Source organism: Streptomyces sp. NPDC027672 (genome assembly GCF_055566335.1).
Genome location: NZ_JBVHSO010000007.1, coordinates 51,368 through 73,882 on the forward strand (window position 1 = coordinate 51,368; position 22,515 = coordinate 73,882).

Here is a 22,515-nt window from a genome sequence, read left to right on the forward strand (position 1 = left end):
GGGCGACGGGCCGCCCACCCGCCACTCCGGACGGCTCGTCGGCGGCGCCGCTTCCGCCCGCGCCGGTGGTTCGCCACCTCGGGGCCGGACCTCCGCCCGCGTCGGTGGCTCGGCACTGCGGTGCCGGGGTGCCCGCCCGTACCGGCGGCTCCGCGCCGGGGCGCGGCGCTGGTCCGCCCGCCGGTCCGCCCACCCGCGGCTCCGGACGGCTCGCCCGCGACGCCGGACCCCCCGCGCGGCGGTTCGGCACCGGGGTGCCGGGGTGCCCGCCCGTACTGGCGGCTCCGCGTCGGGGCGCGGCGTTGGCCCGCCCGTCGGTCCGCCCACCCGCGGCCCGGACGGCTCGCCCGCGGCGCCGGACCCTGCCCGCGCGGCGGTTCGGCACCGGGGTGCCGGGCCGCCCGGCCGCGCCAGCGGATCAGCACTGCGGCGCCTGCCCCCGCCCCACGGGGCCGGGGTGCCGTACCGGCGGCCTCGCGCCCCGGTGGGGCGCCGTAGAATCGCCAGGTGAACGACCCCACCTCCGCGGCCGTGGTGCTCCGGGCCGCCCTGGCCGAGTTGCTGGACGGGCTGCCGGCCAGGGAGACGGCCGCCGCCGTGGACCGGCTGATCGCCCACTACCGCGGCGACACCCCGACCCACGCCCCGATCCTGCGCGACCGCGCCGACGTCGCCGCGTACGCCGCCTACCGGATGCCGGCCACCTTCGAGGCGGTCCGCTCCGCGCTCGCCGCGTTCGCCGCCGCCGTGCCCGGCTGGAGTCCGGCCGGCCACACCGACGTCGGCGGCGGCACCGGTGCCGCCACCTGGGCCGTCACCGCGACCTGGCCCGGCGAGCGCCCCGTCACCGTGCTGGACTGGGCCGAGCCCGCCCTCGCCCTCGGCCGCGAGCTGGCCGCCGCCCGGCCGGCCCTCGCGGACGCCCGCTGGCGGCGCGCCCGGATCGGCGTCGACCTCACCCTGGACGACACCGACCTGGTCACCGTGTCGTACGTCCTCAACGAGCTGACGCAGGCCGACCGCGCCGCCCTCGTCGACGCCGCCGCCCGCGCCGCCCGGTCCGTCGTGATCGTGGAGGCCGGCACCCCGGCCGGCTACGCCCGGGTCATCGAGGCCCGCGACCGGCTGATCCGGGCCGGCTTCCGGATCGCCGCGCCCTGCCCGCACAGCGCCGCCTGCCCCATCGCGCCCGGCACCGACTGGTGCCACTTCGCCGCCCGGGTCGGCCGCTCCTCGCTGCACCGCCAGGTCAAGGGCGGCTCGCTGGCGTACGAGGACGAGAAGTTCTCCTACGTCGCCGCCACCCGGCTGCCCGCCGCACCGGCCGCCGCCCGCGTGGTCCGGCGCCCGCAGATCCGCAAGGGCCAGGTACTGCTGGACCTGTGCGAGAGCGGGGAGCGGCTGGACCGCACCACGGTCACCAAGCGCCACGGCGACCTGTACAAGGCGGCCCGGGACGCCGCCTGGGGCGACGCCTGGCCGCCGGACGGCTCCGCGTCGTAGTCCGCCCGGACCGCTTGTTACTTTCGACGCCATGGTCGACAAGCCCGCCCCCGATGCCACCCGCCGCAGCGAGAAGTCCCGCCGGGCGATCTACGCCGCCGCCCTCGCGCTGGTCGGCGAGGTCGGCTATCCGAAGACCACCGTCGAGCGCATCGCCGCCCGGGCCGGCGTCGGCAAGCAGACCATCTACCGCTGGTGGTCCTCCAAGGCGGACGTCCTGCTGGAGGCGTTCCTCGACCTCGCCGGGCAGACCGCCGAGGCGGCCGGGCAGGAGCCGTACGCCATCCCGGACACCGGCGACCTGGCCGCCGACCTCAAGGCGGTGCTGCGGGCCACGGTGGACGAGCTGCACGACCCGCGCTTCGAGGTGCCGACGCGGGCCCTGACCGCGGAGGGCGTCGTGAACGAGCAGGTCGGCCGCGCGTTCGTGACCGCGCTGCTCGAACCGCAGCTCCAGCTCTACGTCGCCCGGCTGCGCGCGGCCCAGGACGCCGGGCAGGTACGGCCCGACGTGGACCCCCGGATCGCGCTGGAGCTGTTCGTGTCGCCGCTCGCCCAGCGCTGGCTGCAGCGGACCGGGCCGATCTCCCACGCCTACACGGACACCCTGGTCGACTACGCCCTGCACGGCATCGCGCCCCGCTGACGCGCCCCCGCGCACGACCGCCGGCCCGCGTGATCCCGTCCGCCGCGCCCCCCGGTCCGCGCGAAGATGGGACGATGAGGCATGCTGTCCGCACAGCAGCGAGGCCACCACGGGACCGAGGGGATAGATGAGCGACACGTTCGGCGGCCACACCGGCCGGCAGGGCAGACTCTCCCAGTGGCTGCGCGGACGCCGCCCGAAGGAGGCCGACGCCGCCGGGGACGGCGGCCGGGAGGCCCTGCTGCTCGCCGCCGCCGGCGCGGGTCTGCCGCTCGCCCCCGCCGCCCATCCCGCGCCGGGCTACCGCTGTTCCTGTGACCGCGTCGGCTGTCCCACCCCGGCCCGGCACCCGGTGTCGTTCGCCTGGCAGACGCAGTCCACCACCGACCGCGGCCAGATCGAGCGCTGGGCCCGGCACCAGCCGCAGGCGAACTTCATCACCGCCACCGGCATGGTGCACGACGTGCTCGACGTGCCCCTGGACGCCGGCCGGGAGGCTCTTCAGCGGCTGCTCGCCTCCGGTGTGGAGGTCGGCCCGGTCGCCGAGAGCGACGACGGCCGCATGCTGTTCTTCACCCTCACCCGGGGCACCCCGGAGGACGAGGACGAGTGGTGGCCGTGCGAGCTGGACTGCCACCCGGAGACGATGGACGAGCACCCCGGCCTGCGCTGGCACTGCCGGGGCTCCTACGTCCTGGTGCCGCCCGCCCGGCTGCCCGGCGACGACGGCCAGCGGGTGCGCTGGCTGCGCGGCCCCGAGCATCCGCTGCCCGACCCGCTGAGCCTGCTGGAGGCGCTCACCGACGCCTGCGCCCGGCACGCCGGCACCGACCAGCAGGGCAGCACCTGGCCGCTGCACCGCTGACCGGTCCGCCGGCGGCTCACCCGCCCTGTGCGGCCGTCAGCCCCTGCACCCGCCCCAGCATCCGCACCGGACCGCTGCCGGCCGGGTCGTACACGGCCTCGTTGGCGATCGACTCCAGCGTCAGGGACTGCTTGACCTCGCCCTTGATCAGGGCCCGCACGTCCCGGTCGGGCACCGGCACGGTGGCGCCCGGGTAGGCGGTCTGCTTCTCGTAGTGGTGCGTGGTGAAGAACACCAGCGCGCCGCCGTCCGCCGTGCGCAGCGCCAGCGGCGCGTAGTCGCCGTGGGTGAGCGGTGCGTCGATGAACTGCCGGACCAGGCCGGGCTTGCGGGCCGCCTTCGCGCGCTCCGCGCGCAGCCCGCTGGTGCCGCGGCCGTCCGCGAAGGTCTTCCCGCCGCTCTGCAGATAGGCCGCGTACGCCTTGCTCAGCGCGTCCGGGCGCACGGCCAGCCGCCCGGTGCCGGCGGGCACCGCCTCGGCCCAGCCGGCCTCGCCGGTGCGGAACTCGGGCACGGTCCCCGGCGCCATCAGCGTCAGATACGCCACCCGCCACCGCTCGCCGAGGTCGCCGCGGGTGAACACCAGCACCCAGCGGTAGTCGCCGCCCTTGTTGCCCCGGGCGTCGGCGACGAACCAGCGGGGCCAGCCGGCCTTCTCGGGGATCGTGATCTTCACGTCGGTCAGCGTCAGCGGGGTGTGCCGCGGATTCCCGGACGGGCTGTTGACGTGCCCGGCCCTCAGCCGGGCGGAGTCGATCGCGGCGAGGGCGCCGGTGACATAGGGCGCGTCCACCGAACGGTCGTAGGTCTGGTCGGCCTTGTTGTACGCGGCGGTGAAGGCGGTGAGCGCCCTGGCGGCCTCGGCGCGCGTGGCGGCGGGCAGCACCTCGCGCTCGCCGTGCACCACCACGCAGCCGCTCGCCGTCAGCGACAAAGCGGTCAGCGAGGCCGCTATGAGTGCGTTCCGCTCACGCCTGCGAAGCCGTCGACGGCTGCGTTCCCTGGTCATCGGGCTCCCTCACCTTCCCCTTCCCGGAGGCGAACCCTACCGGGGAGAGGAACAGCCCGAGCACCGGGACCAGATACAGCGCCCACACCGTGATCTGGACGACCGTCGGGTCCGGCTGGAAGTTGAACACGCCCTTCAGCAGCGTGCCGTACCAGCTATCCGGCGGGATGGTGTCGCTGATGTCGAACGCCAGGTCGGTCAGGCCCGGGATCCAGCCGGCCTCCTGGAGGTCGTGGAAGCCGTACGCCAGCACGCCCGCCGCGACCACCACCAGCATGCCGCCGGTCCAGGTGAAGAACTTCGCCAGGTTGATTCTCAGCGCGCCCCGGTAGAACAGCCAGCCCAGCAGGACGGCCGTGGCGAGGCCGAGGGCGACCCCGGCCAGCGGGCGCGGGGTGCCGTCGGAGGCCGCGTGCACCGACGCCCACACGAACAGCGCGGTCTCCAGGCCCTCCCGGCCGACGGCGAGGAACGCGGTGGCGACCAGCGCGCCGGTGCCGAGGGCGAGGGCCGCGTCCAGCTTGCCGTGCAGCTCCGACCTCAGGTGCCGGGCGGTGCGCCGCATCCAGAACACCATCCAGGTCACCAGGCACACGGCGAGGACCGACAGGGAGCCGCCGAGCGCCTCCTGCGCCTGGAAGGTCAGTTCCTGCGAGCCGAACTCCAGCGCGCAGCCGAAGCCCATGGCGATGACGACGGCCACACCGATGCCGGCCCAGATCGGCTTCAGGGCGTCCCTGCGGCCGGTCTTGACCAGATAGGCGATCAGGATGCAGACGACGAGCGACGCCTCCAGTCCCTCGCGCAGGCCGATCAGGTAGTTGGAGAACACGGACTACGCCTCCTTCGAGAACAGCGTGCTGCCCCACCAGTCGTCCGCGTCGCGGACGCCGGGCGGGATCGCGAAGACCGCCGAACCCACGTGCTGGATGTACTCGTTGAGCGCGTCGTGCGCCGACAGTCGGCGCTGGAGCGGGATGAAGCCCTTGCGCACGTCGCGCTGGTAGGCGAGGAAGAACAGGCCCGCGTCGAGCCGGCCGAGCCCGTCCGTGCCGTCGGTGAAGGAGTAGCCCCGGCGCAGGATCGTGATCCCGCCGTTGGCGTCCGGGTGCGCGAGCCGCACGTGCGCGTCGGGCTTCATCGCCTTCAGGAACGGCTCGTCGTGCTCCTTGGGCTTGCCGACCGGGGCGCCCTCGCGTTTGTCGCGGCCGAAGACGTCCTCCTGCTCCTGCAGCGAGGTGCGGTCCCAGGTCTCGATGTTCATCCGGATGCGCCGGGCGACCAGATACGACCCGCCGGTCATCCACTCCGGCCCGTCGCCGTCGCCGACCCAGACGAACTTGTCCAGCCGGCCGGTCTCGGTGCCCGCGATGTTGCGGGTGCCGTCCTTGAAGCCGAAGAGGTTGCGCGGGGTCTGCGCGCCCGGCGTGGTGGAGGAGGTCTTGCCGAAGCCGAGCTGGGACCAGCGCACGGCCACCGTGCCGAAGCCGATCCGGGCCAGGTTGCGGATGGCGTGCACGGCCACCTGCGGGTCGTCGGCGCACGCCTGCACGCACAGGTCGCCGCCGGTGCGGGAGCGGTCCAGGTTGTCCCCGGGGAACCGGGGCAGGTCGGCCAGGGCCGCCGGCCGCTTCCCGGCCAGCCCGAACCGGTCGAAGAGGGACGGCCCGAAGCCGATGGTCAGCGTCAGCCGGGACGGGGCGAGCCCGAGCGCCTCGCCGGTGTCGTCGGGCGGCGCCTCGGCGAGCCCGCCGTACGCGCCCTCGCCGACCGGCTTGCCGGCGGTCATCCGGCGGGCCGCGGCCGTCCACTCCTTCAGCATCCGGACGAACTCGTCGCGGTCCTCGGTCTTCACGTCGAACGCGGCGAAGTGCAGCCGGTCCTGGACCGGGGTGGCGATGCCGGCCTGGTGGACGCCGTGGAACTCCACCGCGCCGCCCGTCTCGGCGGCCACCGGGTCCACGTCGTCGCCCGCCTTGGCCATCGCCACCGCGCCGCCGGCCGCCGCGGCCCCGAGCGCGAGCCCGGCCCCGCCCCAGCCGATCAGCGCCCGGCGCGACGGAGTCCCGCCCTGTGTCTCGGTCATCGCTGTGCCCTCCTGCTCACTTCACGACCGCGGCGGCCAGCTTGGACAGCGGCTCGGCGAGCGCGTTCACCGCGTCCGACAGCTCCTTGCGCTGCTCCTTGCCGACCTTGTCGTAGGAGACGAAGTCGTACGACGCCTTGTCCGAGCGGTAGCTGCCGAGCAGCGTCTCCAGCGCCGTGAACCGCTTGTCCAGGTCCTTCGTCAGGGCCGGGTCGTTCTTCGCGGCGACCGGCTTCAGCAGCTCGTACGCCTTCCGGGCGCCCTCGACGTTGCCCTGGAAGTCGACCAGGTCGGTGTGGGCGTAGCGGTCCTCCTCACCGGTGACCTTGCCGGTGGCGACCTCGTCCAGCAGTTCCTTGGCGCCGTTGGCCATGGAGGTCGGGGTGATCTCGGCCTTGCCGACCCGGCGCTGCCAGTCCTTCAGGTCCGTCACCAGCCGGCCGGCGAGGGCCTTCTCCTCGGCGCCGATCTTCCGGTCGTGCCACAGGGCCTTCTCCAGCCGGTGCCAGCCGGTCCACCGCTGCCCGTCCTCCAGGCCGTCCTCGCGGACGTCGACCTTGGGGTCGATGTCACCGAAGGACTCGGCGACCGGCTCGGTGCGCTCCCAGCCGAGGCGGGAGAGGGCGTACGCCTTCTTCGCGGCCGTCAGGTCGCCGGCCTGGACGGCCTTGGCGAAGGTCTCGGCCTTCGGCACGGTCTCGTCGGCCTGGTCCTGGGCGTACTGGCGGTAGTCGGCGACCGCCCGGTCCAGCCGCGGGTCGCGCTGCGCGGCGGAGCCGCCGCCGGTCACGGTGAGCTTCTGCCGGACGCCGTGGCCCTTCATGCCGGGGCGGCAGGCGATCTCGTACGAGCCGGCCTTCACCTCGGCGGTCAGCGTGTACTTGGTGCCCGGCCCGATGTTCTCCTTCTCGGAGACGATCCGGTCGTCCGGGAAGACGATCTCGACCTCGGTCGCCTTCGCGCCCTTGTTCTCGATCTTCAGTGTCACCTGGCCGGCCGGGACGGAGGTGCGGGAGGTCTCGCAGGTGGAGTCCGCCGCGGTGACCTGGATGGCGTCCCCGTCCTTGGCATCGCTCTTCGCGGTGCAGGCCGAGAGTGCGGTCAGAGCGGCCGCGGTCGCGGCGGCGGTGACGGTCAGTCGGACGGCTCGCATGCAGGCTCCAAGCGGATCTGTTCTGGTGAGGCTGCCCTAACTTACATGAGGCTTACCTCACCCAGACCCCCGCGGTCCGTGATTCTGCTCTCAGCGCCCGGGCCCCCGGGACGGTGGTCCGGACCGCTCCCGGCGCCGGGGCGCCGGCCGGGGTGTTTCAATGCCCCGGTGACTGACTACGACGTACTCCGCGTCTTCTGCGGACCGGACGGCGGATGCGGCAACAGGCTGGGCGTCGTCCGGGACGGCTCGGTGCTGCCCGGGCGGGCGGACCGCCAGGCGCTGGCCGGCGAACTGGGCTTCAGCGAGACCGTGTTCGTGGACGACCCCGAGCGCGGAGTGATCGACATCTATACGCCCACCCTGCGGCTGCCGTTCGCCGGTCACCCGTGCGTGGGCACCGCCTGGCTGCTCGACGTGCCCGAACTCGTCACCCCCGCCGGTGTCGTCGGGGTGCGGCTGGACGGCGAGTTCACCTGGATCGAGGCCCGCGCCGAGTGGGCGCCGCCGCGCACCCTGCGCCAGTACCCGGACGCGGCCGCCGTGGACGCGCTTCAAGTCCCGTCGGGGAAGCCGGGGGAACCAGGAGAACCAGGGGAGTGGGTGTACGCGTGGGCGTGGGAGGACGAGGCGGCCGGGCGGGTCCGTGCCCGGGGCTTTCCTGGGCGGGGTGACGGGATCGACGAGGACGAGGCCACCGGGGCGGCGGCGCTGCTGCTCACCGACCGGCTGGGCCGGGCCCTGAACATCACCCAGGGCCGGGGCTCGCAGATCCTGACCGCGCCTCAGCCGCACGGCTGGACGGAGATCGGCGGACGGGTCCGGCTGGAGCGCTGAGCCGTACCGGCGTCCGGGTGAGGGTCCGGGCGCCCGTCCGGGTGGAACCGCGTGTGCGCGCGCGGGCGAACGGGGACCAGTGGGCGTGACCACTCCGCCTCCCCGAGAGGAGCACCATGCGCATCAGATCAGTCCTGGCCGCGACCGTTCTCGCCGTCGCCCTGGCCGCGACCGGCGCGACGACGGCCGGCGCCCACGGCCGCGACGACGACAGCGACGAGAGCAAGGACCGCGAGGCCGTGTGCAGCGAGTACTCCGGCCAGATCACCTCGCTGGAGAACACCATCTCCTGGGCCGGCACCCACTGCCGGGGCTCCCTGCACTGATGCGGTCCGGGTCCCTCTCGCGCACGCGGCGAGGGGGACCCGGGGCCCGCCGGCCCGCGGTCAGGGCAGGGTGAGGATGTCCGCGCCGGTGTCGGTCACCACCAGCGTGTGCTCGAACTGCGCGGTCCGCTTGCGGTCCTTCGTCACGACCGTCCAGCCGTCGTCCCACATGTCGTACTCGTGGGTGCCCAGCGTCAGCATCGGCTCGATCGTGAACGTCATCCCCGGCTGCATCACCGTCGTCGCGTGCGGACTGTCGTAGTGCGGGACGATCAGCCCGGAGTGGAACGACGAGTTGATGCCGTGCCCGGTGAAGTCCCGCACCACGCCGTAGCCGAAGCGCTTGGCGTAGGACTCGATGACCCGGCCGATGACATTGATCTGCCGGCCCGGCCGCACGGCCTTGATCGCCCGGTTCAGCGCCTCCCGGGTCCGCTCCACCAGCAGCCGCGACTCCTCGTCCACCTCGCCGACCAGGTAGGTGGCGTTGTTGTCGCCGTGCACACCGCCGATGTACGCCGTCACGTCGAGGTTGACGATGTCACCGTCCCGCAGGACCGTGGAGTCCGGGATGCCGTGGCAGATGACCTCGTTGACCGAGGTGCACAGCGACTTCGGGAAGCCGCGGTAGCCCAGCGTGGACGGGTAGGCGCCGTGGTCGCACAGGTAGGCGTGGGCGACCGCGTCGAGCCGGTCCGTGGTCACGCCGGGTGCGATGATCTTCGCGGCCTCCTCCATCGCCCGCGCGGCGATACGGCCGGCGATCCGCATCGCCTCGATGGTCTCCGGGGTCTGCACCTCCGGCCCCGTGTACGGCGCCGGCGCGGGCTTGCCGACGTACTCGGGGCGCCGGATGTTTCCGGGGACCGGACGGGTGGGAGACAGCTCCCCTGGTACGAGCAGCGACTGGCCAGACATGCCAGCGAGTCTAACCAGCGGACATGGGGGAACATGTCGGTGGCGAGAGGAGCTGTCCATGGCCCTGTTCAAGAAGCGCACCGCCGGCAAGCCGGGCGAGTGGTACTACTGCCTGGAGCACAAGAAGGTCGAGGAGGGCCCGGACTGCCCGGGCAAGGACCGCTTCGGGCCCTACGCCTCCCCCCAGGAGGCCCGGCACGCGATGGAGACCGCCGCCGAGCGCAACCTCCAGTGGGAGAACGACCCGCGCTGGCACGACGCGTCCGCCGGCCGGGACGGCGACGAGGCCTGACCCGGGCACGTCACCAGGAGGCCGGGGGCGGGGCCGTCAGGGCCTCCGCCAGCCGGGACAGACGGTCCCGGAACCCGCGCCGGGCCCGCGGCGGGCCCGGGTTCTCGCCGGCCGCCGCGCTCACCAGGTGCTGCACGGTGTCCAGGTCCAGCTCCGCGCCTTCCGGCACGGCCAGCGTGTCGTGCGCCAGCGCCGCCAGCTCGCCCCCGCCCGCGCCGAGCGCCAGCACCGTCGCCCCGGCCCGCCGGGCGTCGTGCACCCGCTCCAGCAGCGGCGCCGGCTCCCGCACCGCCACCACCAGCAGCGTCTCGCCGCGCCGCGCCGCCGCGAGCCGGCCCGGACCGACCGCCAGGTGCGGGGGATCACCGGGCCGCGGGTGCTGCCGGACCAGCGTCGGCGCCAGCTCGGGCGTGCCCGACCAGGCCGCCTCGTCCACCAGGTGCGCGGCCAGGTGCCACGGCTCGTACTCCGCCGTGCCCGCCAGCAGCAGCCCGCCGCCGTGCGCCACCACCGACCCGCGCAGCACCCCGGCGAACCGCCGGGTGGCACCCAGCCACTCCGTCCCGGCCAGCACTTCCCGCAGCAACGCGACCCGTACGGCGTCCATGGACCGCATCCTGCCGGAACCGGTCAGTCGTGACCCGGAGTTCACCGGGAATTCGCCCGGACTGGGGAGGGTCCCGGCCCGTCCCGACCCAGGAGCCGCCCGATGACCGACGTCACCGTCCCCTTCCGCGCGGGCCACGAGGGATACGCCTCCTTCCGCATACCCGCGCTCGTCGCCACCGCCTCCGGCACGCTGCTCGCCTTCTGCGAGGGCCGCGCCGACTCCGCCGCCGACCACGGCCGCATCGCCGTCGTGCTGAAGCGCTCCACGGACGGCGGCCGCACCTGGGGCCCGCTCCAGGTCGCCGCGGACCACGGACCCGACCTCGCCGGCAACCCGGCCCCGGTCGTCCTGGACACCGGCCGCGTCCTGCTCGTCCACATCCGCGCCGCCGCCTGGGCCACGGAGGCCGCCATCCTGCGCGGACAGGTCCCGGACGCCGACGGCCGCCGGGTCTGGGTGCAGCACAGCGACGACGAGGGCGCCACCTGGTCCGAGCCGAGGGAGATCACCGGGCAGGTGAAGCGGCCGGGCTGGCGCTGGTACGCCACCACGCCCGGCCACGCCCTCCAGCTGGCCTCCGGCCGCGTCCTGGTCCCGGCCAACCACACCGTGGCGCCCGCCGGGACCGACACCGGCGCCGAGGCCAAGTACAACAGCGGACACTGCCTGCTCAGCGACGACCGCGGCGCGAGCTGGTACCTCGGCTACCTGGACGAGAACACCGACGGCTACGTCAACGTCAACGAGACCACCGCCGCCGAACTCCCCGACGGCCGCGTCTACCTGAACGCCCGCAACGACTCCCCGTCGCCCGGCAACCGCGCCGACGCCCACTCCGCGGACGGCGGGCGGACCCTCGGCAAGCCCTTCCGGCCGCAGGCCGGGCTCACCGCACCGGTCTGCCAGGCCTCCGTCCTCCAGCTCCGCGACCCCGACCTGCTGCTGTTCTCCGCGCCCGCCGACCCCGCCGCCCGCGCCCTGATGACGATCCGCGCCTCCCGCGACGGCGGCACCACCTGGCGGACCGCGTACACCGTCGACGGACTGCCCGCCGCCTACTCCGACCTGGTTCGCGCCGACCCGCGCACGGTCGGGCTGCTGTACGAGACCGGCGACTTCGGCGCCAACGAGACGATCACCTTCCGCCGGGTGCCGGTGCACCGGCTGACCTGACCCGGTGCCGCCGGCGGCCCGGACGTAGAGTCGGGCCATGACCTCTACCGACAGCGCACAGAAGGCCCCCGCCAAGGACCCCTGGGACCTGCCCGACGTCTCCGGGTACACCGTCGGCGTGCTCGGCGGCACCGGACCGCAGGGCAAGGGCCTCGCCTACCGGCTGGCCCGGGCCGGCCAGAAGGTGATCATCGGCTCCCGCGCCGCCGACCGTGCCCGGGCCGCCGCCGGTGAACTCGGCCACGGCATCGACGGCGCCGACAACGCCGAGACCGCCCGCCGCAGCGACATCGTGATCGTCGCCGTGCCGTGGGAGGGCCACGGCGACACCCTGGCGGCGCTGCGCGGGGAGCTGGCCGGGAAACTGGTCGTGGACTGCGTCAACCCGCTCGGCTTCGACAAGAAGGGCGCCTTCGCGCTCACGCCCGAGGAGGGCAGCGCCGCCGAGCAGGCCGCGGCCCTGCTGCCGGACTCCCGGGTCACCGCCGCCTTCCACCACCTGTCGGCCGTCCTGCTCCAGGACCCGGAGATCGAGCAGATCGACACCGACGTCATGGTGCTCGGCGAGGAGCGCGCCGACGTGGAGATCGTGCAGGCGCTGGCCGGCCGCATCCCCGGGATGCGCGGCGTCTTCGCCGGCCGGCTGCGCAACGCCCACCAGGTGGAGTCGCTGGTCGCGAACCTGATCTCCGTCAACCGCCGCTACAAGGCGCACGCCGGGCTGCGGCTGACCGACGTGTGAGCCGCGCGCGGGGCGTGCGGGGGGCATGGGGGACACTGGTCGGTGAAGCACCCGCCGATCCGTGTCCCCGACAGGAGCCACCCGTCATGCCCCGCATCGCCCTCTACCCCCTCGCCGTCTGCGTCCTCGCCGTGGCCGCGGCCGTCGTCTCCTTCGTCCAGGGAAGCTGGCTGGGGATCGTCTGGGTGCTGCTGGCCGGGCTGTCCTCCAACATGACCTGGTACTACACCAAGCGCGGCCGGACCGCCGCCGGCCGGGACACGTCCGTCACGAGCTGAGCGAGCAGATCTCCGGGGCGTCCTCCCAGAAGCGGTAGTCCGCCTGGCCGCAGTACTGGGAGAGGATGTCCACGTGCAGCGCGCGCAGCAGGGAGTCGACCACGTCGAAGAAGACGTCGTTCACCGCCGGCAGCCACAGCAGCGCGAACACGAACAGCAGCCCGAACGGGGCGAACGGCTCCACCTGCCGCTTCACGTTGTACGACAGCCACGGCTCGAGCACGCCGTACCCGTCCAGGCCCGGCACCGGCAGGAAGTTCAGGATCGCCGCCGTCACCTGGAGCAGCGCCAGGAACGCCAGCGCGTACCGGAAGTCCGCGGGCACGCCGTCCAGCGCGTCCAGCCAGAAGGGCGCCGTGCACACCGCGGCGAACACCACGTTCGTCAGCGGGCCCGCCGCCGAGATCAGGCTGTGCCGCCAGCGGCCCGGGATGCGGTGGCGCTCGATGAACACCGCGCCGCCGGGCAGCCCGATCCCGCCCATGATCACGAACAGCACCGGCAGCACGATGCTCAGCACCGCGTGCGTGTACTTCAGCGGGTTCAGCGTGAGGTAGCCCTTCGCGCCGACCGTGATGTCCCCGCCGTGCAGGGCGGTGCGCGCGTGCGCGTACTCGTGCAGGCACAGGGAGACGATCCAGGCCGCGGTCACGAACAGGAACACCGCGATGCCCGGCCGCTCGGCGAACCCGGTCCAGGTGGCCCAGCCGGTCACCGCCGTCACGGCCAGGATGCCGACGAACACGGGACTGACCTGCCGGTCGCCGTGGCGGGTGGTGGCGGTGGTCATGGGTCGGCTCCTGGGGAAACGAGGACGGTCGGGAAGATCCGAGAGCATACGGGGAAAACGCCTCGCGGTCGCCGCCGGGTTCCTGGAGGGTGGGGGAAGGGCCCGCCCCGGCCCCGGCACCCCCACCACCGTCACCACCTCCCACACCTCCGGAGACAATGGACCCCGTGCGCTATCGGCTGCTCGGCACCACCCAGGCGATCCGTCCCGACGGCACGGCCGTCCCGGTCGGCGGGGCGCGGCTGCGTGCCCTGCTGAGCGTGCTCGCCCTCAGGGCCGGCCGCACCGTGCCGGCGGGCGTCCTCGTGGACGAGGTGTGGGGCGACGGCCCGCCCGCCGACGCCGCCGGTGCCCTCCAGGCGCTCGTCGGCCGGCTCCGGCGGACCCTCGGGGCCTCCGCCGTCGCCTCCGCCGACGGCGGCTACCGGCTCACCGCCGGCCCCGACGACGTCGACCTCGCCCGCTTCGACCGGCTGACCGCCGACGGGCTCGCCGCCCTCGCCGACGGCGACCCGGCGAAGGCCGCCGCCGTCCTCGACGACGCCCTCGGCCTGTGGCACGGGCCCGCCCTCGCCGACCTGCCCGACCGGACCGCCGAGGCGGCCCGCTGGGAGACCCGCCGCCTCGACGCCCTGCGCGCCCGGCACACCGCCGCCCTCGCCCTCGGCCAGGCCGAGCAGGCGCTGCCCGAACTGACCGCCCTGTGCGACGACCACCCGCTGGACGAGCCGCTCCAGGCGCTGCGGCTGCGCGCGCTGCGCGACGCAGGCCGCCCGGCCCAGGCCCTCGCCGCCTACGAGGACGTACGGCGGCTGCTCGCGGACCGGCTCGGCTCCGACCCCGGACCCGAACTGCGCGCCCTGCACACCGAGCTGCTGCGCGCGGAACCGCCGGCCCCGGTGAACTCCCCGGCACCGGCCCGCCCGGGCAACCTGCCCGCCCGGCTCACCTCCTTCGTCGGCCGCGAGAGCGACCTGCGGACCATCGCGGCCGACCTGGCCGGCGCCCGCCTGGTCACCCTCCTCGGACCCGGCGGCGCCGGGAAGACCCGGCTGTCCCAGGAGGCCGCCGAGGCGGTACGGCACACCGTCCGGGACGGCGTGTGGCTCGCCGAGCTGGCTCCCGTGGACGACCCGGACGCCGTACCGCAGGCCGTGCTCACCGCGATCGGCGCCCGCGAGACCGTGCTGCACGGCGCCGGCGTGGAGAGCATGCGCGCGGTCGGCGACCGGCACGGCGACCCGCTGGAACGGCTCGTGGAGCACTGCGCCCGGCGCCGGATGCTGCTGGTCCTCGACAACTGCGAGCACGTCGTGGACGCCGCCGCCCGGCTCACCGAGACCCTGCTCGCCCGCTGCCCGGAGCTGACCGTCCTCGCCACCAGCCGCGAACCCCTCGGCGTGCCCGGGGAAGTGGTGCGGCCCGTGGAGCCGCTGCCCGAGCCGGTCGCGCTGCGGCTGTTCGCCGAGCGGGGCGCGGCGGCCCGGCCCGGCTTCCGGACCGAGGACGACCCCGAGGCGTGCGCCGAGATCTGCCGCCGCCTGGACGGGCTCCCGCTCGCCATCGAGCTGGCGGCGGCCCGGCTGCGCATGCTCACGCCCCGGCAGATCGCCGGCCGGCTGGACGACCGGTTCCGGCTGCTGACCTCCGGCAGCCGCACCGTGCTGCCCCGGCAGCAGACCCTGAGGGCCGTCGTGGACTGGTCCTGGGACCTGCTGGACGCCGGCGAACGGGACGTCCTGGCCCGGCTGTCGGTGTTCGCCGGCGGCTGCGACCTGGCCGCCGCCGAGGCGGTGTGCGGGCCGGCCGCGCTGGACGCGCTCGGCTCCCTGGTCGACAAGTCCCTGGTGGTGGCCGCGCCCGCGGCCGTCGGCGGCATGCGCTACCGGCTGCTGGAGACCGTCGCCGAGTACGCCGCCGAACGGCTCGCCGAGACCGGCCGCCGCGCCGGGACCGAGCGCGCCCACCTGGCGTACTACCGCGAACTCGCCCGCACCACCGACCCGCTGCTGCGCGGTCCCGAGCAGCGCGCCGCCATCGACCGGTTCCAGGCGGAGTACGAGAACCTGCGCACCGCCCTGCGGCACGCCGTCGCCCTCGGCGACGAGCAGGAGGGGCTGTGCCTGGTCCTGTCGCTGCTGTGGTTCTGGCAGATGCGCGACCAGCGCGTGGAGACCCGCACCTGGTGCCAGGAGGTCATGGCGCTCGGCCCCGACCCGTTCGCCGAACCGGTCCGCCCGGCCGCCCCGGTGTGGCGGCGCTGCACCGACACCCCGCCCCCGTACACCGGCGAGATCCTCGCCGAGGCCCGGCGCGGTGTCCATCTCGCCCATCTGGCCTGCATGGACACCGAGATCGACATCTGGGAGACACCCGAGGCGCAGGCCAAGCTGCGGGCGGTCACCCGGGTCTACGAACCCGGCATGCCGCAGACCTGCCGGCCGCCGGGCCTGCTGTGGTTCTTCGCGGTGCTGCTGACCGGCGGCGTCGACCGGCTGCACGCCATCGTGGACGCCTGTGTGCGCACCTGCCGGGACACCCCGGGCTTCGAGTGGGAGCTGGCCGGGGTGCTGCACCTGCGCGCCAACTTCCGCGCCAACCGCACCGCCTGGGCGGGCGACGCCACCCGGGACGCCGACGAGTCCCTGGAGATCTTCCGCCGCCTCGGCGACGCCTGGGGCGCCACCGAGGCGCTGTCCGCGCGCGGCGAGTCCCACGAACGCAAGGGCGCCTACCAGCGGGCCGCCGCCGACTACCGGTCCGCCATCGAGCACGCCGAACGCCTCGGCGCCCGCGGCCAGGTGGCCGTGTTGCGGGCCCGGCTCGGCAGCGTGCTGCTGGAGGCGGGCGACGCCGTGCGCGGCGAGCGGATGCTCCGGGACGTCATCGCCGGCCAGGAGGGCACCTCGCACGAGGCGATGCCGATGGCCCGGCTCTTCCTGGCCGGCTGGCTCGGCCTGACCGACCGCACCGCGGAGGCGCGCGAGGAACTGCGGCGGCTGCGCGAGGAGTTGCCGATCGCGCACTTTGTCGTCGTCTTCGACGCCATGCTGGTGTGCCAGGAGGCGTGGCTGGACGCCCTGGACGAGCGGACCGGGCAGGCCCTCGCCGGGGTCCGCCGGGCGCTGCGCCTCGCCGCCGACCCGCTGTCCGAGGCCATCACCCCGCATCTGAACGCCGTGTGCCTGGCCGTCGCCGCGATGGCCGTCGCCGCCGACGGCCGGGCCGCCGACGCCGCGCGCTGTCTGGCCGCCGCCCAGGCGCTGCTGCCGCCCGGCCACGTCGCCTCCGGCCTGGAACGGCGGGGCCGGGCCCTCATCGAGGCCCGCATCCGGCGCGGGCTCGACGACGGGGCGTACCGGGCCGCGTACGCCGAGGGCGGTGGCCTCTCCCTCGCGGAGGCCACCGCCCTGATCTGACCGGCGTGCGCGGTCAGCTCTTGGTGCGGAACTTGTGGACGGCGACCGGGGCCATCACCGCGGTCAGCCCCACGGACCACAGGACCGTCACCCACAGCGGGTGCGCGACCGGACCGCCCGCCATCAGCCCGCGCGCGCAGTCGGCCAGCGCGGAGAGCGGGTTGTAGTCGGTGAACGCCTGGAGCCAGCCCGGCATCGACGCGGTCGGCGCGAAGATCGAGGAGCCGAACTGCAGCGGCATCAGCACCAGGAAGCCCATGGCCTGCACCGACTGCGCGTTCTTCATCGTGACGCCGAGGGTCAGGAACACCCACATCAGCGCCGAGCCGAACAGCGCGGACAGCGCTACGGAGCCCAGCAGGCCGCTCCAGCTCTCCACGTCGTAGCCCACGAGCAGGGCGACGATCAGCAGCACCACGGTCGCGAACAGCATCCGCATCAGCTCCACCGCGATCTTCGCGACGAGGACGGAGCCGCGCCCGATGGGCAGCGAGCGGAACCGGTCCATGACACCGGAGTTGAAGTCCTGGTTGAAACCGGTGCCGACTCCCTGAGCCATGTTCATGCCCATCATGGCCAGCAGTCCGGGCACCACGTACTGCACGTACTGGTCCTGCCCGCCGCCCAGCGACTTGCCGATGGAGCCGCCGAAGACGTACACGAACAGCAGGGTGAAGACCACCGGGAACAGGATGGCGTCGAACATCGACTCCGGGTCCTGGCGGATCCACAGCAGGTTGCGGCGGATCAGCGCGCCGGTGTGCCGCAGATGGCCGCGCAGCGGGATCGGCGTGTCGGCCTGCGGGGCGGACGGGGCGAGGGTGGCGGCGCTCATACGGCGACCTCCTGGCGGTCGGGAGCGGTGTCCTGCGGGGCACTGGCACGGTGGCCGGTGAGGGACAGGAACACCTCGTCCAGGCTGGGCAGTTCGGTGGTGATGGAGGACAGGGTGATGCCGCGCGCGGTGACCGCGCCGACCACCGCGGTCAGCTGCTCGTCGCTGAGGACCGGCACCAGCAGCGTCCCGGACTCGGGGTCCACGGTGGTGGCCGCGAGCCCGGTCAGACCCAGCTCGTCCAGCAGGGCGGCGAGCGGGCGCAGCTCCAGCGGGTCGACCGGGCGGACCCGCAGCGTGCGCCCGCCGACGCGGGCCTTCAGCTCCTCGATGCCGCCGCGTGCGATGACCCGGCCGCGGTCCACCACGGTCAGCTCGGAGGCGAGCTGTTCGGCCTCCTCCATGTACTGGGTGGTGAGCAGCACGGTGACGCCCTCGCCGACCATCGCCTTGACCTCGTCCCACACCTCGTTGCGGGTGCGGGGATCGAGGCCGGTGGTGGGCTCGTCCAGGTACAGCACGGCCGGCCGGCCGATCATCGAGGCGGCCAGGTCCAGCCGGCGCCGCATACCGCCGGAGTAGGTGGCCGCCGGGCGCCGGGCGGCCTCGGTCAGGGAGAACCGTTCCAGCAGCTCGTCGGCGCGGGCCCGGGCGTCCTTGCGGGACAGGTCGAGCAGCCGGCCGATCAGGTACAGGTTCTCCCAGCCCGGCAGCTTCTCGTCCACGGACGCGTACTGCCCGGTCAGGCCGATGACCCGGCGCAACTGCCGGGGCTGGCGCACGACGTCGTAGCCGGCCACGGTGGCCTGGCCGGCGTCCGGGGTGATCAGGGTGGACAGGATGCGTACGAGCGTGGTCTTGCCGGCGCCGTTCGGCCCGAGCACACCCATCACGGTGCCCTCGCGCACGTCCAGGTCGACGCCGTCCAGCGCCTTGGTCTCGCCGTAGTGCTTGACCAGCCCCCGTACGGTCACGGCGGAGCGTCCGCCGGCGGGGTTGTCGTCGATGCGTGTCATGGGGACGACCCTGCCAGGGCCCGCCGACAAACCGCCGACAGGCCGCCTACAGCGCCGGCGCGGCGGCTGTGGGCGGCCTGTCGGCACGGGTCTGCCGCTACGACACCTCCCGGATGCGGGCGCCGGTGATCCGGCCGTCCGTCACGGTGTAGGTGCCCGTGAACACGCGGACGCTGCCGTCGTCCTGGGTCGCCCGGAGGTCGGCGCGGACCTCGCCGCCGCCGGTGTCGGAGGCGGTCACCTCGACGTGGGCCGTGCCGGCGAAGCCCGCCACCCACTTGGTGTAGGACCCCTGGTAGAGGCGGGAGCCGCCCAGGGCCCAGGCCGCCGGGTAGTCCCCGGCGTTCAGGTAGTCGTAGTACGTCGTGACGACCGTGCTCGCGTCCTGGGTGGCCGACGGTTCGGGCGTCGGGGTGCCGGTGTCGTACCCGCCGCCGTCCTCCGTGGCGGAGTCGTCACCGGGGTAGCTCTCCGGTGTCTCCGGCGTGGTGGACCCGTCGTCGTACGGCGACGGGACGGTGTCCTGGCCGTCGTCCGTGGGCCAGGGGGAGACCAGGCCGGCGGGCGCGCCGGCCGCCGGGTCGGGGCGGTGAGCGACGGCCACCGCGACGGACACGCCGCCGGCCACCAGGACCGCCGCCAGCGCCCACGGCAGCCAGACGGGCAGCCGGGTGGCGCCGAACCGCACGTACCCGGTCCGGCCGGCGGTCCCGGCCGGACCGGCGGCGGGGCGCGGCGCGCCGCAGTCCGGGCAGACCGGCCCGCCGGCGTCCGTGACGCGCGCGCCGCACTGAACGCAGAAGCGCATGGTGTCCCGCCCCCGTCTACAGGCCCCGGACGGCTTCTTCGATGGTCACCGCGAGCGAGGCCAGCGCGGCGAACCCGGGTACGGCGTCCACCAGCGCCTTCGCGACCCGGCGCAGCTTGCCCGTCCGGGGCTCCGGCGCGGCCAGCTCCTCGCGCGCGTCCTCGGCGAACTCCGCCAGGTCCGCCCGCTCCGGGTGGTCCGAGCGGCGCACTTCCTCGATGAACCGGGCCAGCAGCTCGCTGACCTCGGCCGGGGTCGGCGCGGGTCCGGGCCCGGCCGCCGGCTGCTCCGTGACGCGGAAGTCGACGCGCGCGTTGCTGCCGCTCGCCACCACCGCGTTCCTCACCTGGGCGTTGCCCGTCGCGATGACGCCGTCGTTGCTGCGTCCGTCCATGGGGTCCCCGTTCGTCGTCCGGTGGGCCGCGGCCTCAGTCCGTGTTGGGCCGCGGGATCTTCTTGAGGATGGTGGAGATGCGGGACCTGTCGCCCGAGGCGACCGCGCTCGACTCGACCCGCGCGCCGGCGGTGGCGATGATGCCGTTGTTGATGATCGTCTCCTGACGCTTGATCAGGTCGCCCGCGTCGATGCCGTGGTCCACGGCGAACTCCACCAGGGCGTCCAGGATGCGCCGTTCGGCGGTCTTGAGGACCATGCCGGAGTCGACCTTCTGGAAGTACCGTTGGTGGTCCGTGGCGGAGGCGAGCTGCCGCACGCTCTGGCGCGCCCCGTAGTCGAACATCTTCAGCCGGGTGATCCGCCGGTGCTGCTTGCGCAGCCGGCTGTGCATCCGGAAGTCCGGGAAGAAGCCCGTCACCGCGCGGACCGGCGAGGCGATCAGCACGAACGGCGCGCTGGCCAGGCTCTGCAGCACCATCGCGAGGAACTCGCGCGGCGAGGGGGCCGGCATCAGGCTGTCGATGGTCCGGTAGCGGTCCAGCAGCGGGCACAGCACGGTGGGCAGGGCCTCCACGAACAGGTTGGAGTCCGAGCGCACGAGCCGCAGGAACAGCGAGGTGACCAGCTCGCCGCCCCAGCCCGAGGAGTGCGTGACGAGATAGACGCGCGCGGTCTCCTCCGGGGCCCGCTTCAGCGCGTCGAGCCGGTCCCGGCCGATCTGGGCCACGGGACGGCCGAGCGGGTCCGGCAGGAACCGGGGGTCGCCCAGCACCGCCGTGCCCTCCACGAAGACCCGCTCCTGAAGCTCCAGGCAGGGCAGCGACAGCTCGCCGACCCGCCGGGCGATGTGGGCGTACAGGTCCGCGACGTCGAACTCCCGGGGCGCCACGCCGTCGTGTCCCGGCGCGGTCACGTCGAAGCTCAGCGACCAGGAGTCCAGTTCCTGGCCGTATCCGGTGAACGGCGAGAAGTCGCTGTAGACGGTGAGGTTGCCGTGCGCGTACTCGTCGATCTGGCGCAGGCGCCGGGCGGCGGAGTCGTTGGGCGGCGGCGGTGCCTGGGCCGGGTCGAAGCGGTCCGGGCGCAGCCGCTGGAGGTGTTCGCCGTACTGGGTGGAGAGCGCGAACCCCAGCGTCGTCAGCCAGCCGAACACGAACAGCAGGAACGCCGCCAGGCCGCTGCCCATCAGCCAGCCGACGACCAGGATCACGAACTCGGCCGCCAGCAGCAGGTCCCGGGCGTGCCGCCGGGCGTTGGCCTGGTAGGCGTGCCGCAGGACCACGGGCACGTCACAGCCGGGAGCCGGTGCCACGCCGAGGTGCGGTTCGGCGGCGATGTCCCGGATGAGCGAGTCGGCGTACGGCCGGTCCAGGTAGACGGCCGCGCACATGTAGCGGGTCAGGTCCCGGCCGCCGGTCCAGCGCGGGACGGTGAGGCCGTGGGCCGGGCGGGCCGCGGGCGGCGGGCCGGCCGCGGTCAGTGCGGATCCGCACTCGCCGCAGAAGGCCGCGCCCGGCACGGCGGCGGCGGAACAAGCGGAACAGGCGGTCTGAAGCTGGGCCATCGTCGCTCCCCCGAATGTGAGACGTCCCACATCGTCAAGTGCACCACCCGGACAGCGTCAGGGGAGCCCCCGGCGGGTTTTCGACGCCACTCCGTTACCCGGAGTTCGAGCCAACTCCCTTGCGTACGGAGAAAGTTGTGGCCAAAGGTGCGGGGCGGCCGGCCGGGTGCCACCGGAGGCCGGCCGGGTCGCCACCGGAAAAGGGACAGCCCGCCGACGGGGGAAGATCGGCGGGCTGTCCGCGGTGGTGCCGCGATGGTCCGGCGGCCGGGGCGCTCCCGGACCGGGGCGCTCCCGGGCTCAGGCGGTCCCTAGTGGACGGAGTGCTCCGGGGCCGGGAAGGTGCCGCCGACGACGTCCTCGGCGAACGCCTTGGCCGCGCCGGTCATGACCGCGCGCAGATCGGCGTACTGCTTGACGAACTTCGGCACCCGGCCCGACGTCAGCCCCAGCATGTCGGTCCACACCAGCACCTGCGCGTCCGTCTCCGGTCCCGCGCCGATGCCGACCGTCGGGATGTGCAGCACGCGCGTCACCTCGGCCGCCAGCTCCGCCGGCACCAGCTCCAGCACCACCGCGAACGCGCCCGCGTCCTGCACGGCCTTCGCGTCCCGCAGCAACTGCGCCGCCGCCTCCTCGCCGCGGCCCTGCACGCGGTAGCCCATCGCGTTGACGGACTGCGGGGTCAGCCCGATGTGGGCCATGACCGGGATGCCGGACTCCACCAGCAGCCGGATCTGCTCGTGCGAGCGCTCGCCGCCCTCCAGCTTGACCGCGCCGACCCCGGCCTCCTTCACCAGCCGGGTCGCCGAGCGCAGCGCCTGCACCGGACCCTCCTGGTAGGAGCCGAAGGGCAGGTCGCCGACGATGAGGGCGCGCCCCGTGCCGCGGACGACGGCGGCCGAGAGCATGGTCATCTCGTCCAGCGTGACGGGTACGGTGGTCTCGTACCCGAGGTGACAGTTGCCGGCCGAGTCGCCGACCAGGATCACCGGGATGCCGGCCTCGTCGAAGACGGACGCGGTCATCGCGTCGTAGGCGGTGAGCATGGGCCACTTCTCGCCGCGCTCCTTGGCGAGCGTGATGTCGCGGACGGTGATGCGGCGGGTGCCCTTTCCTCCGTACAGCGCCTTACTGCCGTCGGAGGGGTTCGTGCGGGCAGCCGAAAGCTGCGTCATGGCAACGGCTCCTTCAGTCATCTCGGGGCGCCCTGACGGCGTCCCCGGATCGTCTCCATGGTGGCACCTC

At 74.3% G+C, this 22,515-nt stretch carries 23 protein-coding genes; 10 read left to right on the forward strand and 13 right to left on the reverse strand.

Features of this window, described 5'->3' with window-relative positions; translation table 11 throughout:
* Positions 1 to 507 precede the first annotated feature (507 nt).
* The 3 genes from ACZ4SV_RS18245 (at position 508) to ACZ4SV_RS18255 (ending at position 3,014) form a co-directional block, all read left to right on the forward strand.
* On the forward strand, positions 508 to 1,503 hold the full coding sequence (locus tag ACZ4SV_RS18245) for a small ribosomal subunit Rsm22 family protein (protein WP_468005419.1): 996 nt from the start codon (positions 508 to 510) through the stop codon (positions 1,501 to 1,503).
* Between the two features lie 31 nt (positions 1,504 to 1,534).
* Positions 1,535 to 2,149 carry a TetR/AcrR family transcriptional regulator gene (locus ACZ4SV_RS18250; protein WP_365878294.1) on the forward strand — a complete coding sequence of 205 codons (615 nt, stop codon included), beginning with the start codon at positions 1,535 to 1,537 and terminating at the stop codon, positions 2,147 to 2,149.
* A 127-nt stretch (positions 2,150 to 2,276) separates the two neighbouring features.
* The gene (locus ACZ4SV_RS18255) at positions 2,277 to 3,014 is read left to right on the forward strand and encodes a bifunctional DNA primase/polymerase (RefSeq protein ID WP_365878296.1); all 738 of its coding nucleotides are present in this window, start codon (positions 2,277 to 2,279) and stop codon (positions 3,012 to 3,014) included.
* 16 nt (positions 3,015 to 3,030) lie between these two features.
* Here ACZ4SV_RS18255 and ACZ4SV_RS18260 read toward each other — a convergent pair whose 3' ends face one another.
* The 4 genes from ACZ4SV_RS18260 to efeO are packed head-to-tail and all read right to left on the reverse strand — an operon-like array spanning position 3,031 to position 7,262.
* Positions 3,031 to 4,023: an SCO2278 family lipoprotein gene (locus ACZ4SV_RS18260; RefSeq protein ID WP_468005422.1), complete on the reverse strand. Its 993-nt coding sequence runs from the start codon at positions 4,021 to 4,023 to the stop codon at positions 3,031 to 3,033.
* A complete protein-coding gene (efeU, locus tag ACZ4SV_RS18265; protein ID WP_365878300.1) occupies positions 3,983 to 4,855 on the reverse strand; it encodes an iron uptake transporter permease EfeU in 873 nt (290 codons plus the stop codon). Before efeU ends, ACZ4SV_RS18260 begins: the two co-directional genes overlap by 41 nt.
* A 3-nt stretch (positions 4,856 to 4,858) precedes the next feature.
* Positions 4,859 to 6,109, reverse strand: coding sequence for an iron uptake transporter deferrochelatase/peroxidase subunit (gene efeB, locus ACZ4SV_RS18270; RefSeq protein ID WP_468005424.1), 1,251 nt, complete (start codon positions 6,107 to 6,109; stop codon positions 4,859 to 4,861).
* 16 nt (positions 6,110 to 6,125) lie between these two features.
* Positions 6,126 to 7,262 carry an iron uptake system protein EfeO gene (gene efeO / locus ACZ4SV_RS18275; protein ID WP_365878304.1) on the reverse strand — a complete coding sequence of 379 codons (1,137 nt, stop codon included), beginning with the start codon at positions 7,260 to 7,262 and terminating at the stop codon, positions 6,126 to 6,128.
* 168 nt (positions 7,263 to 7,430) lie between these two features.
* Here efeO and ACZ4SV_RS18280 point away from each other — a divergent pair, with 168 nt between their 5' ends.
* Positions 7,431 to 8,099, forward strand: coding sequence for a PhzF family phenazine biosynthesis protein (locus ACZ4SV_RS18280; protein WP_468005427.1), 669 nt, complete (start codon positions 7,431 to 7,433; stop codon positions 8,097 to 8,099).
* A gap of 116 nt (positions 8,100 to 8,215) precedes the next feature.
* Positions 8,216 to 8,425, forward strand: a complete 210-nt coding sequence (locus tag ACZ4SV_RS18285) for a hypothetical protein (protein WP_365878308.1) — start codon at positions 8,216 to 8,218, stop codon at positions 8,423 to 8,425.
* 60 nt (positions 8,426 to 8,485) lie between these two features.
* On the opposite strand, the gene map is transcribed toward ACZ4SV_RS18285, so the two are convergent.
* Complete coding sequence (map, locus tag ACZ4SV_RS18290) at positions 8,486 to 9,343, reverse strand: type I methionyl aminopeptidase (protein WP_365878310.1); 858 nt, start codon at positions 9,341 to 9,343, stop codon at positions 8,486 to 8,488.
* 58 nt (positions 9,344 to 9,401) lie between these two features.
* Between map and ACZ4SV_RS18295 the strand changes: the two genes are divergently transcribed.
* Complete coding sequence (locus tag ACZ4SV_RS18295) at positions 9,402 to 9,635, forward strand: hypothetical protein (protein WP_397943374.1); 234 nt, start codon at positions 9,402 to 9,404, stop codon at positions 9,633 to 9,635.
* A gap of 10 nt (positions 9,636 to 9,645) precedes the next feature.
* On the opposite strand, the gene ACZ4SV_RS18300 is transcribed toward ACZ4SV_RS18295, so the two are convergent.
* The gene (locus ACZ4SV_RS18300) at positions 9,646 to 10,242 is read right to left on the reverse strand and encodes a hypothetical protein (RefSeq protein WP_365878314.1); all 597 of its coding nucleotides are present in this window, start codon (positions 10,240 to 10,242) and stop codon (positions 9,646 to 9,648) included.
* Between the two features lie 102 nt (positions 10,243 to 10,344).
* On the opposite strand from ACZ4SV_RS18300, the gene ACZ4SV_RS18305 reads away from it, so the two are divergent.
* The 3 genes from ACZ4SV_RS18305 (at position 10,345) to ACZ4SV_RS18315 (ending at position 12,438) form a co-directional block, all read left to right on the forward strand.
* Complete coding sequence (locus tag ACZ4SV_RS18305; RefSeq protein WP_468005430.1) at positions 10,345 to 11,418, forward strand: sialidase family protein; 1,074 nt, start codon at positions 10,345 to 10,347, stop codon at positions 11,416 to 11,418.
* Between the two features lie 37 nt (positions 11,419 to 11,455).
* Positions 11,456 to 12,160 carry an NADPH-dependent F420 reductase gene (npdG, locus tag ACZ4SV_RS18310; RefSeq protein WP_468005435.1) on the forward strand — a complete coding sequence of 235 codons (705 nt, stop codon included), beginning with the start codon at positions 11,456 to 11,458 and terminating at the stop codon, positions 12,158 to 12,160.
* Between the two features lie 86 nt (positions 12,161 to 12,246).
* On the forward strand, positions 12,247 to 12,438 hold the full coding sequence (locus ACZ4SV_RS18315) for a hypothetical protein (protein ID WP_468005437.1): 192 nt from the start codon (positions 12,247 to 12,249) through the stop codon (positions 12,436 to 12,438).
* On the opposite strand, the gene ACZ4SV_RS18320 is transcribed toward ACZ4SV_RS18315, so the two are convergent.
* The gene (locus ACZ4SV_RS18320; protein ID WP_365878321.1) at positions 12,428 to 13,228 is read right to left on the reverse strand and encodes a site-2 protease family protein; all 801 of its coding nucleotides are present in this window, start codon (positions 13,226 to 13,228) and stop codon (positions 12,428 to 12,430) included. The two genes, ACZ4SV_RS18315 and ACZ4SV_RS18320, sit on opposite strands and share 11 nt — an antisense overlap.
* 158 nt (positions 13,229 to 13,386) lie before the next feature.
* Between ACZ4SV_RS18320 and ACZ4SV_RS18325 the strand changes: the two genes are divergently transcribed.
* A complete protein-coding gene (locus ACZ4SV_RS18325; protein WP_468005439.1) occupies positions 13,387 to 16,647 on the forward strand; it encodes an AfsR/SARP family transcriptional regulator in 3,261 nt (1,086 codons plus the stop codon).
* Between the two features lie 13 nt (positions 16,648 to 16,660).
* On the opposite strand, the gene ACZ4SV_RS18330 is transcribed toward ACZ4SV_RS18325, so the two are convergent.
* From ACZ4SV_RS18330 to panB, 6 genes are all read right to left on the reverse strand, one after another.
* Positions 16,661 to 17,482 carry an ABC transporter permease gene (locus ACZ4SV_RS18330; protein WP_397943384.1) on the reverse strand — a complete coding sequence of 274 codons (822 nt, stop codon included), beginning with the start codon at positions 17,480 to 17,482 and terminating at the stop codon, positions 16,661 to 16,663.
* Positions 17,479 to 18,498 (reverse strand): ATP-binding cassette domain-containing protein, encoded by a 1,020-nt coding sequence (locus tag ACZ4SV_RS18335; RefSeq protein WP_365878327.1) that lies wholly within the window; start codon positions 18,496 to 18,498, stop codon positions 17,479 to 17,481. The genes ACZ4SV_RS18330 and ACZ4SV_RS18335 overlap by 4 nt, the downstream gene beginning before the upstream one ends.
* 97 nt (positions 18,499 to 18,595) lie before the next feature.
* Positions 18,596 to 19,306: a hypothetical protein gene (locus tag ACZ4SV_RS18340; RefSeq protein WP_468005442.1), complete on the reverse strand. Its 711-nt coding sequence runs from the start codon at positions 19,304 to 19,306 to the stop codon at positions 18,596 to 18,598.
* Between the two features lie 16 nt (positions 19,307 to 19,322).
* Positions 19,323 to 19,700: a hypothetical protein gene (locus ACZ4SV_RS18345; RefSeq protein WP_365879665.1), complete on the reverse strand. Its 378-nt coding sequence runs from the start codon at positions 19,698 to 19,700 to the stop codon at positions 19,323 to 19,325.
* A 34-nt stretch (positions 19,701 to 19,734) separates the two neighbouring features.
* Complete coding sequence (locus ACZ4SV_RS18350) at positions 19,735 to 21,267, reverse strand: zinc ribbon domain-containing protein (protein ID WP_468005444.1); 1,533 nt, start codon at positions 21,265 to 21,267, stop codon at positions 19,735 to 19,737.
* Between the two features lie 311 nt (positions 21,268 to 21,578).
* On the reverse strand, positions 21,579 to 22,445 hold the full coding sequence (panB, locus tag ACZ4SV_RS18355; RefSeq protein ID WP_398217304.1) for a 3-methyl-2-oxobutanoate hydroxymethyltransferase: 867 nt from the start codon (positions 22,443 to 22,445) through the stop codon (positions 21,579 to 21,581).
* Between the last annotated feature and the right edge of the window lie 70 nt (positions 22,446 to 22,515).